The organism is Lysinibacillus halotolerans (genome assembly GCF_003711845.1).
Taxonomy (GTDB): domain Bacteria; phylum Bacillota; class Bacilli; order Bacillales_A; family Planococcaceae; genus Ureibacillus; species Ureibacillus halotolerans.
In genome coordinates this window covers 58,697-72,853 of the sequence record NZ_RHLQ01000006.1, presented here as the reverse complement: position 1 = coordinate 72,853, position 14,157 = coordinate 58,697, and the positions used below count along the sequence as shown (strand labels likewise).

13 protein-coding genes are annotated in these 14,157 nt (G+C 35.9%); 11 read left to right on the top strand and 2 right to left on the bottom strand.

What is annotated here, in order from left to right:
* Nucleotides 1–3: 3 nt before the first annotated feature.
* The 9 genes from EC501_RS04255 to hpf all read left to right on the top strand — a co-directional run bounded on the left by EC501_RS04255 (nt 4) and on the right by hpf (nt 8,511).
* Nucleotides 4–726: a cytidylyltransferase domain-containing protein gene (locus tag EC501_RS04255; RefSeq protein WP_122971054.1), complete on the top strand. Its 723-nt coding sequence runs from the start codon at nt 4–6 to the stop codon at nt 724–726.
* 10 nt (nt 727–736) lie between these two features.
* Nucleotides 737–1,711: a UDP-2,4-diacetamido-2,4,6-trideoxy-beta-L-altropyranose hydrolase gene (gene pseG, locus EC501_RS04250; RefSeq protein ID WP_241559271.1), complete on the top strand. Its 975-nt coding sequence runs from the start codon at nt 737–739 to the stop codon at nt 1,709–1,711.
* The gene (pseI, locus tag EC501_RS04245; protein ID WP_122971052.1) at nt 1,708–2,754 is read left to right on the top strand and encodes a pseudaminic acid synthase; all 1,047 of its coding nucleotides are present in this window, start codon (nt 1,708–1,710) and stop codon (nt 2,752–2,754) included. Before pseG ends, pseI begins: the two co-directional genes overlap by 4 nt.
* Before the next feature lie 125 nt (nt 2,755–2,879).
* Nucleotides 2,880–4,007 carry a UDP-4-amino-4,6-dideoxy-N-acetyl-beta-L-altrosamine transaminase gene (pseC, locus tag EC501_RS04240; protein WP_122971051.1) on the top strand — a complete coding sequence of 376 codons (1,128 nt, stop codon included), beginning with the start codon at nt 2,880–2,882 and terminating at the stop codon, nt 4,005–4,007.
* Nucleotides 4,008–4,216: 209 nt separating this feature from the next.
* Complete coding sequence (locus EC501_RS04235) at nt 4,217–4,591, top strand: flagellar protein FlaG (protein WP_122971050.1); 375 nt, start codon at nt 4,217–4,219, stop codon at nt 4,589–4,591.
* Nucleotides 4,592–4,610: 19 nt separating this feature from the next.
* Nucleotides 4,611–6,839, top strand: coding sequence for a flagellar filament capping protein FliD (gene fliD, locus EC501_RS04230; protein ID WP_122971049.1), 2,229 nt, complete (start codon nt 4,611–4,613; stop codon nt 6,837–6,839).
* 28 nt (nt 6,840–6,867) lie between these two features.
* Nucleotides 6,868–7,227 carry a flagellar protein FliT gene (gene fliT / locus EC501_RS04225; RefSeq protein WP_122971048.1) on the top strand — a complete coding sequence of 120 codons (360 nt, stop codon included), beginning with the start codon at nt 6,868–6,870 and terminating at the stop codon, nt 7,225–7,227.
* A 91-nt stretch (nt 7,228–7,318) separates the two neighbouring features.
* Nucleotides 7,319–7,723 carry a flagellar export chaperone FliS gene (gene fliS, locus EC501_RS04220; RefSeq protein ID WP_122971047.1) on the top strand — a complete coding sequence of 135 codons (405 nt, stop codon included), beginning with the start codon at nt 7,319–7,321 and terminating at the stop codon, nt 7,721–7,723.
* 230 nt (nt 7,724–7,953) lie between these two features.
* A complete protein-coding gene (hpf, locus tag EC501_RS04215; protein WP_122971046.1) occupies nt 7,954–8,511 on the top strand; it encodes a ribosome hibernation-promoting factor, HPF/YfiA family in 558 nt (185 codons plus the stop codon).
* A 122-nt stretch (nt 8,512–8,633) separates the two neighbouring features.
* On the opposite strand, the gene EC501_RS04210 is transcribed toward hpf, so the two are convergent.
* Nucleotides 8,634–9,521 carry a DMT family transporter gene (locus EC501_RS04210; protein ID WP_122971045.1) on the bottom strand — a complete coding sequence of 296 codons (888 nt, stop codon included), beginning with the start codon at nt 9,519–9,521 and terminating at the stop codon, nt 8,634–8,636.
* Between the two features lie 178 nt (nt 9,522–9,699).
* Complete coding sequence (locus EC501_RS04205; protein ID WP_421930384.1) at nt 9,700–10,128, bottom strand: VOC family protein; 429 nt, start codon at nt 10,126–10,128, stop codon at nt 9,700–9,702.
* A 209-nt stretch (nt 10,129–10,337) separates the two neighbouring features.
* Between EC501_RS04205 and secA the strand changes: the two genes are divergently transcribed.
* Together secA and prfB are read left to right on the top strand one after the other, a co-directional pair.
* Nucleotides 10,338–12,842 carry a preprotein translocase subunit SecA gene (gene secA, locus EC501_RS04200; protein WP_122971043.1) on the top strand — a complete coding sequence of 835 codons (2,505 nt, stop codon included), beginning with the start codon at nt 10,338–10,340 and terminating at the stop codon, nt 12,840–12,842.
* Nucleotides 12,843–12,936: 94 nt separating this feature from the next.
* Nucleotides 12,937–14,041, top strand: a protein-coding gene (prfB, locus tag EC501_RS04195; protein ID WP_122971076.1) for a peptide chain release factor 2 whose coding sequence is annotated in 2 segments (ribosomal slippage) — nt 12,937–13,008 and nt 13,010–14,041 — 1,104 coding nt in all. Because the reading frame shifts where the segments join, the coding sequence is not laid out codon by codon here.
* Nucleotides 14,042–14,157: the final 116 nt, after the last annotated feature.

Sequence of the window (14,157 nt, the reverse complement as noted above, 5' to 3'; positions counted from 1 at the left end):
ACTATGAAAACAATCGTAATAATTCAAGCTCGAATGGGATCGTCACGTTTGCCAGGAAAGGTGTTAAAGCCTCTTGGAAATGTAGATGTTCTAACTTATGATATTGAACGATGTCGAGCAATACAAGGTGTTGATGAAGTGATAATTGCTACGTCACATTTACAGCAAGATGATGCAATCGCTAAATGGTGTGAAGAGCATCGTGTTCCATACTTCCGAGGTTCTGAAGACGATGTGTTGGATCGCTATGTTCAATGTGCAAGGGCATATGAACCTGATTATATCATGCGTGTAACATCCGATTGTCCGTTTGTAGACTATGAAATGGCAAGTGATATTGTTGCACTAATGGAAAAAGAACGAAAAGACATCGTGATTGTTGAAGGCGAGCTACCTCGTGGATTAGTTGTCGAATTAATTTCTTACGATGCATTACTTCATATCCACAAAGTTGGAAATGAAGGACGCCATCGTGAACATGTGACGTACTACGCATATGAGTTCCCAGAGCAATTTGAGGCAGTTCGTTATCAAGCTCCTTCTAATCGTACCGCACCTGAACTACGCATTACCCTTGATACGGAGGAAGATTATGAACTTATAAAAGCTGTTGCTGAACATTTTCAACATCCATTAGTATCGAGCGCAGATGTCATCCAATATTTAAATGCAAATCCTGAAGTGGCAAAATTAAATGCCCATATTGAGCAAAAGCCGGTGATTTGATTTGAAAAAAGTGATTATTCGTACCGATGCTTCCATACAAATAGGCAGTGGTCATGTCATGAGATGCCTTACTATTGCAGAAAATTTAAAAAGGCAAGGTTGCTTAGTTAGTTTTTGGATGGAACCACTACAAGGAAATTTAATCGATTATGTAAAAGAACAAGGATTTGAGCATATTCTTGAAGCTGAACATGCTGACTTATACATAGTAGACCACTATGGTATTGATGAGAAATGGGAAAACATCCATAGGAAATATACAAATAAAATAATGGTCATCGATGACTTAGCTAATCGCAGCCACGATTGTGACCTATTACTAGATCAAAATGTTGTACCAAACTTTGAAAAACGTTATAAAACATTGATTCCTCAAAATTGTAAAACTTTACTTGGACCAAAATATTTAATCTTAAGAGATGAATTTATTAAAGCTCGTCAACTTTTCAATGGTGAAAAAAGAAATGTGGAACGTTTACTCATCTTTATGGGAGGAACAGATCCGACCAACGAAACGATGAAAGTGTTACAAGCATTAACTGAAACATCTCCTATTTTTCACCATGTAGATGTTGTCGTTGGAAACGGTAATATCCAAAAAGATAAAATTAAAAAGATTTGCCAAGAAAGAGGTTATTATTATCACTGTCAAATCCCATATATTGCGAGTCTTATGCAACAAGCGGATTTTTCAATTGGTGCTGGTGGCTCGACAACTTGGGAACGTTGTTATGTAGGGCTTCCTTCATCAAGTACAATTGTTGCAGAGAATCAAAGGGAAGCAACGAAATATGCTGCTGAATTAGGGGCGGTATTAAATTTAGGATGGCATAACGAAGTAACTGTAGAGATGTATAGCAATCTACTAAATACTTTAAAAATTGAAAAGCAACCATTGGATAAAATAAGAAAAATGGGCTTATCTTTAACAGAAAATGAAGTTCCAAATCCTTGGATAAATGAAATAATGGAGTTGTTAGCATGATTAAAATAGGGAACAAAGAAATTGGCCGTCATACAAAGCCGTTTATCATTGCAGAAATGTCTGGTAATCATAATCATTCTTTAGAACGAGCATTACATCTAGTTGATTTAGCTGCAGAGGCAGGTGTAGATGCATTAAAACTCCAGACTTATACACCTGACACGATAACGCTGGATGTACATACTGGAGAATTTTTTATTTCTCATGACTCGAACCTTTGGAAAGGTCAATCTCTTTATAACTTATATAAAGAAGCATATACGCCGTGGGAGTGGCATGAAGCGATTTTTAATCGTGCAAAGGAACACGGCCTCCTTGCATTTAGCTCACCATTTGATGAAACGGCGGTTGATTTTTTAGAGACGTTGAACGTACCTGCTTATAAAATTGCGTCATTCGAAAACGTATCAATACCACTTATTCGAAAAGTAGCTCGAACTGGTAAACCACTCATTATTTCAACTGGGATGGCAACAGCTGCAGAATTAGATGAAGCAGTTCGTGCTGCACGTGATGAAGGAAATGAGCAAATTATTTTACTAAAATGTACAAGTACTTACCCAGCGACTCCTGCTAATTCAAACTTAGCAACAATACCCCATATGCGTGAGTTATTCGGAACCGAAATGGGATTATCAGATCATACAATGGGTGTTGGCGTAGCAGTTGCAGCTGTTACATTAGGTGCTACAGTAATTGAAAAGCACTTTACAACATCCCGTGAAGAAGGTGGGGTTGACTCAGCGTTTTCCATGGAACCCCATGAGTTAAAAATGTTAGTCGAAGAGACAGAACGAGCATGGCAAAGTATCGGAAGGATAAAATATGGACCGACCGAAGCGGAAATAGCATCTTTAGAACATCGTCGTTCGTTATATATCGCTCAAGATTTAAAAGAGGGAGATATTTTAACAAAAGAAAATGTTCGAGATGTTCGCCCAGGTTTAGGATTACCGACGAAATATTACGATTTAGTTATTGGAAAAGCAATAAAAAAAGATGCACAAAAAGGTACACCATTAAGTTGGGATTTATTGCTATAAATTTATTTTGTAGAAGACTAAAAATAAACAATATACATTTTTGAAAATTGATTAAAAGAATTAATAGATTTAAAGTTTTCTTAAATTTTCATTAAATGTTAACTCAATTAGAGGGGAATTTGGCAATGAAAGTATCCGAATTTATTTCATATGGCCGACAATCCATAGATGAAGACGATATTAATGCTGTGATTGACACGTTACGTTCATCATTTTTAACACAAGGTCCTAAAATAGAAGAATTTGAAAGGGCTGTAGCTGAATATGTTGGTGTTAAATATGCGGTTTCCTTTAGCAATGGTACTGCTGCATTACATGGAGCTTGTTACGCAGCAGGTATTGGAGAGGGAGATGAAGTAATTACAACACCCATTACGTTTGCGGCAAGTGCAAATTGTGTTCGCTATGTTGGAGGAACCGTTGTATTTGCCGATATCGATTCAAAAACATATAACATCGATCCAATAGATATTGAAAAGAAAATTACGGCAAAAACAAAAGCAATTATCCCTGTTGATTTTACAGGGCAACCTGCAGATATTGATGCTATCAATCACATTGCTAAAAAACATAATTTAATTGTAATAGAAGATGGTGCCCATTCTTTAGGGGCAAACTATAAAGGTAGTAAAGTTGGAGCGAGAGCAGATATGACAATGTTTAGCTTTCATCCAGTAAAGCCTATTACTACAGGTGAAGGTGGCATCATTGTTACAAGCAATGAAACCTATTATAAAAAATTGATAAAGTTCAGAAGTCATGGGATTGAGCGTACAACTTATGGCGATTCACAAGGCGGCTGGTATTATGAGATGACTGATTTAGGTTATAATTACCGTATGACGGATATACAGGCAGCATTAGGACTGTCACAAATAAAAAAATTAAATTCACTTTTAGATAGACGTCGGGAAATTGCATCTATTTATACAGAAGCATTAAAAAAAATACCGGGTATTATAATACCTGAACAGCTTCCAGATACTGAGTCGGGTTGGCATTTATATATGATTCAACTAAAGGATGCAAACCGTAAACTAGTGTTTGAAAAGATGCGTGATGCGAATATTGGTGTACATGTACATTATATTCCTGTTTATTGGCACCCATATTATCAAAATTTAGGTTATAAAAGAGGAATATGTCCAGTTGCTGAAGAATGGTATGAGAGGGCTCTAACATTACCAATTCATCCATCTTTAACAAATGATCAAATTGCTTATATTATCGATACGCTTAAAAATTTAATATAAATAGGAAAGCTTGGGAACTTTGTAGTTTAAACTGTTCTCCAAGCTTTTTCTTATTGTTTCATACAGTACAAACAGTAGAAACGTATTCTTAATTTCAAATTTTCTCGAATTTTTTATGGAAATATAACTTTGAAAGCCGATATTAACTATACGAAACAATATAGATTGAACCATATACGTGCACTCAATTAATCAAGGAGGATGATAGTATGCGTATTTCGTCACAACATGCTGTAGAAAGTGCAACGGTAATGAAGACGGTTCAAAGTGCATCGATAGAACAAGTAGAGAAGCAAGGAAGCTCAAATACGACAACTATGACAAATCAACAAAATGCCACTTTGGAAAATAGTGAAGTAACGGAAGGAAAATTAAAACAAGCGGTTGATTCATTAAATGAATTTCTAGAAATTAACCATAATTCGGCAAAGTTTGTTTACCATGAAGGTTTAGAACGTTACTTCGTTCAAGTTGTAAATAAAGATACAGAAGAAGTAGTAAAAGAAATTCCACCCAAAAAACTGCTAGATGCATTTTATGAAATGCAAAAGCTAGTCGGAATGATCGTAGACGAAAAAATATAATTCATTGGAGGGTATATAAATGGTAACACGTGTAGGTGGGTTAGCATCTGGTATGGACATTGACTCGATTGTTGAAAAGTTAATGTCTGCTGAAAAAGCGCCTTTAAACAAGCTTTATCAACAACAACAAAAATACGAATGGCAACGGGATGCCTATCGAGAAATTAATACAGCTTTAAGTTCTTTTGATGATTTTTTATTCGATAATTATCGTCTATCAAGTAACTTTTATAAAAAAACAGTAACATCTTCCAATTCATCCTATGTAACTGCAACGGCTAGTTCCTCTGCTACAGGTACTATTTCGATTGATGGTGTAAGTCAATTAGCGAAATCAGCACAAGGAGTAGGGTCAACGATTGTAGCTACAGGTTCAAGTAAAATTACCGATTTAACCGGTTTAGCAAGTGGTTCCAAATTTACTTTAAGTGCGATTAATAGTAGTGGTACATTAAGTTCAAAAGAATTTACAATTGATGCAAATGAAACAGTTGATTCATTAGTTAAAAAAATTAATAGTAGCGATATTGGCGTTACTGCCCTTTTCGAGAACGGCAAACTTTCCATTACTGCAAAAAATATGGGGGATATCGAAAATGGAGCCGAGGTAACTGTATCGGCTGGAACGGGTGCTACTTTATTTAATAAGCTTGGTTTTGGTGATCAAACTGGCAACTTTGATAGTAGTACTTCTCTTGATTTAGCTTCTGGTGGTCAAAATGCGATCTTTTCTATAAATGGAATTGCGACTGAAAGAAGTTCCAATACATTTACTATAAATGGTTATACAGTAACCCTTAGCTCGACTTTTAATAATCAGTCTATAACAGCAGATTACACAAAAAATATGTACAATAATTACATTATTGCTTCTTCTGAGTATAATGATGCAATGAATAATTTGGATGCTGCTCAAAATGATGTATCGGCAAAAAAATCAGCTTTAAGTTCGAACATTCGTTCAGCGATTGACTCAGTTGAAACAGATGATGCATTAAATGCTTATTTAATGAATTTAGGAGAAAACGGAGCAGAAAAATTAAAGAAACTTTCTTCTTTGAATTTTGAGGATCCGGCTGTGTTAAAAACAGAACTGGAAGGCTTATATTCTGCCGATAGTGAAACAAATTTATTTACTGAATCTGAAGTGGAACAGTTAAAAAAGATGTTCATTTCTGAGACAGAAGCAACAGGAGATGCAGAAGCTTCTATTTCATTCACTTCATCAGCTTCGATTTTCAAAGGTTTGGCAGATAATTTAAATGGTGAAACAGATCAAACTTTTACAGATGTTAAAGCTTATTTCGATGCAAACAAACAATTAGAAACAAGTATCGTTAATGCTGAAACAGCTACAAATAATTTGAATTCAGCAAAGTCTACTTTAAGTGATGCTTTAACGAAAAACTATGGAATTACATACGATTTTAATACGAATAAAGCTTACGATTCTTCTAATAATGAAGTTGATTTAAATTCGTTCTTAAATAATGAAATAAGTAATGCAACAACTATTAACCCTGTTACACTTACTTCATCAACAGACGTTGATGATATGGTGGACAAAATTAAAAAGTTTGTTGAAACTTATAATGGGCTTGTAACGACAATTAATAGCAAATTAAAAGAGAGCTATGATCGTAATTATCCACCGTTAACAGACGAGCAAAAAGAAGAAATGTCTGAAGACGAAATTGAAAAATGGGAAGCAAAAGCTAAATCAGGTTTGCTAAGAAATGATTCCATTTTAACGAACGGTTTATATGGTATGCGTAGCTCATTTATGAATTCTGTAGCAGGTTTAGGTGATGCTACAATGGATTCTTTAGCAGAAATAGGAATTACGACATCTTCCACTTACTCGGATGGTGGTAAACTAGTTATTGATGAAGATAAATTGCGTAGTGCTATCGAAAAAAATCCAGACCAAGTGGCATCTATGTTTACACAAACAGGTTCTGTTACAAAGGATGAAAATGGAAAAACTGTTGACTCGCGCGGAATAGCCCAACGATTACGTGACGAACTAAAAGAGTTTACAACAGACATTGAGAAAAAAGCAGGGAAATCAACTTCAACAAATGATACGTTTACTTTAGGAAAACGTTTGAATGAAGTAGATAGCAGTATCAAGAGATGGTTAGATAAGTTAGAAAACATTGAAGAGCGTTACTGGAGACAGTTCACGGCAATGGAATCGGCCATTAACAAAGCAAATAGCCAAGCAAGTCTTTTCCAAACAGCATAAATTAATTCCTTTTGATTGGAGTAGACCAATGGATAATACACAGCAACTTTTACAAATATCCGCGAAACTATTGAAACATTTAACGAACATTCCTAAAGGGGAAGAGCGTTCCGAATTTATTGATGAAATCAACGACATGTTGGATGAGCGCGGTACGATTGTTGAAAAGCTTCGACAAGAAGGCTTTCAAATGGATCCAACAAATAAACTTCATACCACTTTAGTAGAGTTGGATAGTGGGATTCGAGCACGCCTAGACGATACGATGAAACTTGTGAAGCAAGATATGAAAGATTTGCAACAATCAAAGAAACATGAAAAACAATATATGAATCCGTATGCATCCGTTCAAGTAATGGACGGCATGTATTACGATAAGAAAAAATAAAGTATTTGTTAGCCAATTCAATAAAAATGAATAGGTAGATAATTACTTGGTATGAAAACTATAATGTATCTCTCTAAAGGAGTGTCCCATATTGGCAGTACAAAATTCCGCACTTAATGCTTACAAACAAAACAGTGTGACAACTGCTTCGCCTGGAGAACTGACGTTAATGTTATATAACGGCTGTTTGAAGTTTTTAACGAAGGCAAAAAAAGCAATAGAAGAACAAAACATCCAAGAAAAAAATACAAACCTTCAAAAGGCTCAAGCTATTATTCAAGAGTTGATGTCCACTTTAAATATGGACTATGACATTTCGAAACAAATGCTTCCGTTATATGAATATATGAATCGCCGTCTAATGGAGGCAAATGTGAAAAATGATACTGTGATTATCGATGAAGTCATTGGGTTAACAACTGAGTTTCGTGATACTTGGAAACAAGTAATTCAAATTACTCGTCAACAACAATATAGTAATACACAACAAGTTTAATCGTTGTGCAGGAAACAAGTCTTACATTTGTAAGGCTTTTTCTTTTACTTTAGTTTTGTTACTTAGAAATTTTAACGTTACATTTACATGTTATATAAGTATTTTCTCGGTATGTTAATTTTTTGTGAATAAAAATGTCGAAAGATGAAAAATATTCTTTTAAACTGGTAGGATTTTTTGAACCGATGGCGAATATATATTTACATAGGTGTAACAAAGGAGGAGTTTACATGATTAACTTTAACATTCGTGGTGAAAACATTGAGGTAACTCCAGCGATTCGCGACTACGTTGAAAATAAAATCGAGAAAATCGAACGTTATTTCAGCGAAGGTGTTAATGCAAACGCTAATGTCAATTTAAAAGTGTACAATGACAAGCAAACAAAGGTCGAAGTAACAATTCCTATGAAAAATGTCACACTTCGTGCAGAAGAACGTCATGATGATATGTATGCAGCAATCGATTTAATCGTTGACAAACTTGAGCGCCAAATTCGTAAACATAAAACAAAGGTTAACCGTAAATTCCGTGAACGTGAAGGGGCAGGTGTTTACTTTGCCCATGAAGTAGGGAACGGCATCGCAGCAACAACGACAGATGATGAGGAATTTACAGTAGTTCGAACAAAGCAATTTGACTTAAAACCGATGGATCAGGAAGAAGCTATTCTTCAAATGAATTTACTTGGTCATGATTTCTTCGTATATACAGACGCAGAATCGAACCATACGAACATCGTTTATAAACGCCGTGATGGAAAATATGGATTAATCGAAACAAACTAAAATAAATAGATAAGGACAAGAGTTCATTGTCTGCATTAAGAACCCTTATTATAATAAGGGTTCTTTTGTCTTTATGAAGAGGAAATACTCCTAAAGAATGACCCTTCCGGAGTATTTTCATTTTAAGCTGAAAGTTTTTTTCGTTGATAATTCACTAAATAAATACTCGTTCCTACGAGAATCATGCCAAAAAATAAGTTGATCGTAATCGTTTCATCTAAAAAAATGGCACTAATAATGACTGAAATAATCGGGACGATAAAAGTAAAAGCTCCTACTTTGCTCGCTTCTCCTTCATTTATTAATTTATAATAAAGGAATTGTGCAATGGCCATTCCTGCTGTTGATCCCCAAATAATGCTTGAAATAAGCTCACCGTTCCAACTAATGAGTTGCACATCTTCTACAATAAATCCAGCCGTTAATAAAAAGGCCCCACCGATAACTAGTTGCATAACGACCATCCAGTAAGGATCTACCTTCTCTTTATTTTTCTTTACATAAACAACGCCACTTGCCCATACTAGAGCGGTTGCAAGGGCTAGGGATACTCCTATAATGGAAAGGTGGATGGTCAGTCCTTCAATGCTCACAAGTAATATCCCAATAAATCCAATGATTAAGCCGATTATTTTCGTAATCGTCATCCCCTCTCCTAAAAACAACCATGCGAGGATGCCTAACAGTACAGGTTGAAAATAGACAAGAACGGAGAACAATCCACCCGGTAAATAAATAAGCCCAACTGTTTGGATTCCTAAATAAAGGACAATGTTCAATGTGGCAGAAATAGCATAGTAATGCCAGTTCTTCCGAAATTGGAGGATATAACGACTTTTCCATGCAATGAAAAATAAAAGAATGCCTCCAATAAAAGCTCTTATTCCTGCAAAAAGAAGGGGTGGCATAAAACTTACCCCATTTTTATAAATTGGCCAACTAACTCCCCAAATAACGATTAATAAAATTAACAATACATACGAAGTAAGCTTGGAACTCTCCTTCCCCACCCTTAAACCCTCTTTCTAGTTTGTTCATTCGGTAGTAACTTCTCTCTAATATATGTTAAGAATTTGAATTGGGTAGAATGGAAGAAACAATGGGAGCAAACAGTCGTACGAATATGTAGTTAGGAAAAATAAAAGACTTTATTCCAATGATATGCGGGAATAAAGTCCGTTTTTTGATTTATTGTTCTTTACTTTCTAGACTTAGTTGCCATTCGATGCCAAATTTGTCCACTACTTGGCCATAACATTTGCTCCAGAAAGTTTCTTGTAGTTCCATGTTCACTTTCCCACCTTCTTTTAAACCATCAAAGGCAGAACGAATCAACTCTTCATCTTCACTTACAACGGCTATTGTAATATTGTTTCCTACAGTAAAAGGAGAGCCAGGCCATGTATCTGAAAACATCACTTTGCTGCCAGCAATTTCCAAGTTTGCATGCATGACTAAATGTTTCGCTTCCTCTGGAATCGTATGATTTGGATCCGGTGGAGCATCACCGAAAGACATAATGTTCGGTTCCTCTGTTTTAAAAACTTTTGCATAAAATTCTACTGCTTCTCGACAATTTCCATTGAAAACGAAATATAATTGAATTGCCACTTCCATCTCTCCTTACAATATAATTATGGTTCTAATTGTATTTCTATAAGATTCATCTTTTATCCTTCTTCACGAAATGTTTAATTTTTATACTTCTTTCAAAGAAAACTTTCTGGAGGTTAGTTACATTCGTCGAAAATAGGAAGGGTATTTGCACCTACTATATAGGTAGTGATAAAATATGTATTAAGACTATATGGGAAGTGAAAAATTTCATGGCTAACATTTTAAATAAAATATTTGATCTTAACAAAAAAGAAATTAAAAAATTAAACAAAATTGCTGATCAAGTCGAAGCTCTAGCTTCTCAGATGGAACAGTTAAGTGACGAAGACTTAAAAGAAAAAACGACTGAATTCAAAGAGCGTTATCAAAATGGGGAGACATTGGAGCAGTTACTTCCAGAAGCCTTCGCCGTATGTCGGGAAGCATCTCGTCGTGTACTAGGGATGTATCCATTCCGCGTTCAAATTATGGGTGCTGCTACATTAAATGAAGGTAATATTGCCGAGATGAAAACCGGGGAAGGGAAAACATTAACTTCTACAATGGCGGTCTATTTAAACGCTATAACTGGGAAAGGTGTACATGTTGTAACAGTCAATGAATATCTTGCTAGCCGTGACGCTAATGAAATGGGTCAATTATATAATTTCCTAGGTTTAACGGTAGGGTTAAATTTAAATAGCCTATCGAAAGAAGAAAAACGTGAAGCCTATGCTGCTGATATTACATATAGTACGAACAATGAACTTGGTTTTGACTATTTACGTGATAACATGGTGCTTTATAAAGAAGAGCGAGTACAACGACCTCTTTATTACGCTGTAATTGACGAAGTTGACTCCATCTTAATTGATGAAGCACGTACGCCTTTAATTATTTCAGGTCAAGCAGGGAAAACTGCCCAGCTTTATGTTCAATCGAATATGTTTGTTCGCTTGTTAAAAGCAGAAGAAGATTACACTTATGATGAAACAACAAAAGGGGTTACATTAACGGAAACTGGTATTGCTAAAGCAGAAAAGGCTTTTAATATTGATAACCTATTTGATTTATCCCATGTAAGATTACTCCATGCTATCAACCAATCATTAAAAGCCCATGTTTCTATGCATCGCGATGTTGATTATGTCGTTCAAGATGGAGAAATTGTCATTGTCGATGGATTTACAGGACGTTTAATGAAAGGACGCCGTTATTCTGACGGTCTACACCAAGCAATTGAAGCAAAAGAAGGTGTAGATATTCAAAATGAATCAATGACGATGGCAACGATTACGTTCCAAAACTACTTCCGTATGTATGAGAAACTGGCTGGTATGACCGGAACAGCAAAAACGGAAGAAGAAGAGTTCCGTAATATTTACAATATGCAAGTAGTTGTCATTCCTACAAACAAACCAATTGCCCGTGAAGATAGACCGGATTTAATTTTTGCTACGATGAATGGGAAATTTAATGCGGTTGCCGCTGAAATTGCGGAACGTCATAAAAAAGGGCAACCAGTTTTAGTTGGGACAGTGGCGATTGAAACGTCTGAAATCATTTCGAAATTACTAGATAAACATAAAATTCCTCACAATGTTTTGAACGCGAAAAATCATGAGCGGGAAGCTGAAATTATTGCTAATGCGGGGAATAAAGGTGCTGTAACGATTGCAACGAACATGGCTGGTCGTGGTACTGACATTAAATTAGGAGATGGCGTTTTAGAGCTTGGAGGCTTGGCTGTCATTGGTACGGAACGTCACGAATCCCGTCGTATTGATAATCAGCTGCGCGGTCGTTCTGGACGTCAAGGGGATCCTGGTGTTACCCAATTCTACTTATCTTTAGAAGATGATTTAATGCGTCGCTTCGGCTCAGATAAAATGAAAGCGATGATGACGAGACTTGGTATGGATGATACTCAACCTATCCAATCAGGAATGGTATCAAAAGCGGTTGAATCTGCACAAAAACGAGTTGAAGGTAATAACTTCGATGCTCGTAAACGTTTATTACAATATGATGATGTACTTCGTCAACAACGGGAAGTTATTTACAAAGAGCGCCGTGATGTTCTTGAAACGGAAAATATGCGTTCTTTAGTTGAGGCGATGATTCAAGAGTCTATTGAAAACATCGTCGCTGTTCATACACAAGGCGAACAAAAAGATTGGAATTTAAAAGCCCTCGAAGATTACATTCAAGCAAATTTATTAGAAGAGGGAGCTATTAAAGCGAGCGATCTTGAAGGAAAATCACCTGAAGAGATGATTCAATATATTTATGCAGAAGTTCAAAAACGTTATGATGAAAAAGAACAACAGTTATCTCCTGAACGTATGCGTGAATTTGAAAAGGTTATTTTACTTCGTTCAATTGATACGAAATGGATTGATCATATTGATGCGATGGATCAATTACGTCAAGGTATCCATTTACGTGCTTATGGTCAAAATGATCCGTTACGCGAATATGAACAAGAAGGATTTGCAATGTTTGAAGATATGATTGCTTCTATTCGTGAAGATGTAACGAAATATGCACTGAAAGCCCAAATTCGCAACAATTTAGAACGGGAAGAGGTTGCAAAAGGACAGGCAGTTAATCCGAAAGAAGAAGCTGCACCGAAGAAAAAACAACCGATTCGTAAATCCGATACAATTGGCCGTAACGATCCATGCCCATGCGGTAGCGGCAAAAAATACAAAAACTGCCATGGTGTAGAGTAAATCGAAGACCCTTTATTTATGAACTTGAACCGTAGTCATCTTATGATGGTACGGTTCTCTCAATTTAATTATATAGTACGGAGGATTTTTAATGATTGAATTATCAGATGTAAGAAACACGTTGGAAACTACAGCCTCAAAATTGGCGGACTTCAGGGGGTCTCTTTGACTTAGAAAACAAAGAGGCGCGTATTCAAGAATTGGATGAAATGATGCTGATGCCGGATTTTTGGAATGACCAAAACGCGGCACAAACAGTCATCAATGAAGCAAACGGTTTAAAAGCAATCGTTAATGAATTTAATGACTTGATTATGACCCATGAAAATTTAGAAATGACGTTAGAACTTTTAAAAGAAGAGCCGGATGAAGATTTACAATCCGAACTAGGTAATGAATTAGAAGAGTTTCAACGGAAAATGGATCAGTTTGAGCTTCAAATGCTTTTAAGTGAACCATACGATAAAAATAATGCAATTTTAGAACTTCACCCAGGTGCTGGTGGAACCGAATCTCAAGATTGGGGTTCGATGTTATTACGTATGTACACTCGTTGGGCTGAAAAACGTGGCTTTAAAGTAGAAACAATGGATTACTTGCCAGGTGATGAAGCCGGTATAAAATCTGTTACTTTATTAATTCAGGGACATAACGCATATGGCTATTTAAAGGCGGAAAAGGGCGTACATCGTTTAGTACGTATTTCACCCTTTGACTCAGCTGGACGTCGTCATACTTCCTTTGTTTCCTGTGATGTAATGCCAGAGTTTAATAATGAAATTGAAATCGAAGTTCGAACGGAAGATTTAAAAATTGATACGTATCGTGCAACTGGTGCTGGTGGTCAGCACATTAATACGACGGACTCAGCTGTTCGTATTACGCACATTCCTACAGGCGTAGTTGTTTCTTGCCAAGCAGAGCGGTCTCAAATTAAAAACCGTGAAAAAGCGATGAGTATGTTAAAAGCAAAGTTATACCAACTTGAAATTGAGAAACAACAAGCTGAATTGGCTGCTATTCGTGGAGAACAGAAAGAAATTGGTTGGGGTTCTCAAATTCGTTCTTATGTATTCCACCCTTATTCAATGGTAAAAGACCACCGTACAAATTTTGAAACAGGTAATGTTCAAGGGGTAATGGACGGAGATTTAGATGATTTCATCAACGCCTTCTTACGTTCACGTATTGGACAGTAATAATTACTTCAAAACCTTTTCGATAAGGATGAAATTCCTTGATCGAAAAGGTTTTTATTATTTTATATTTATTTGTCTAATAATAAGAGATAGATCGTATTTTCTGAATGACTCTT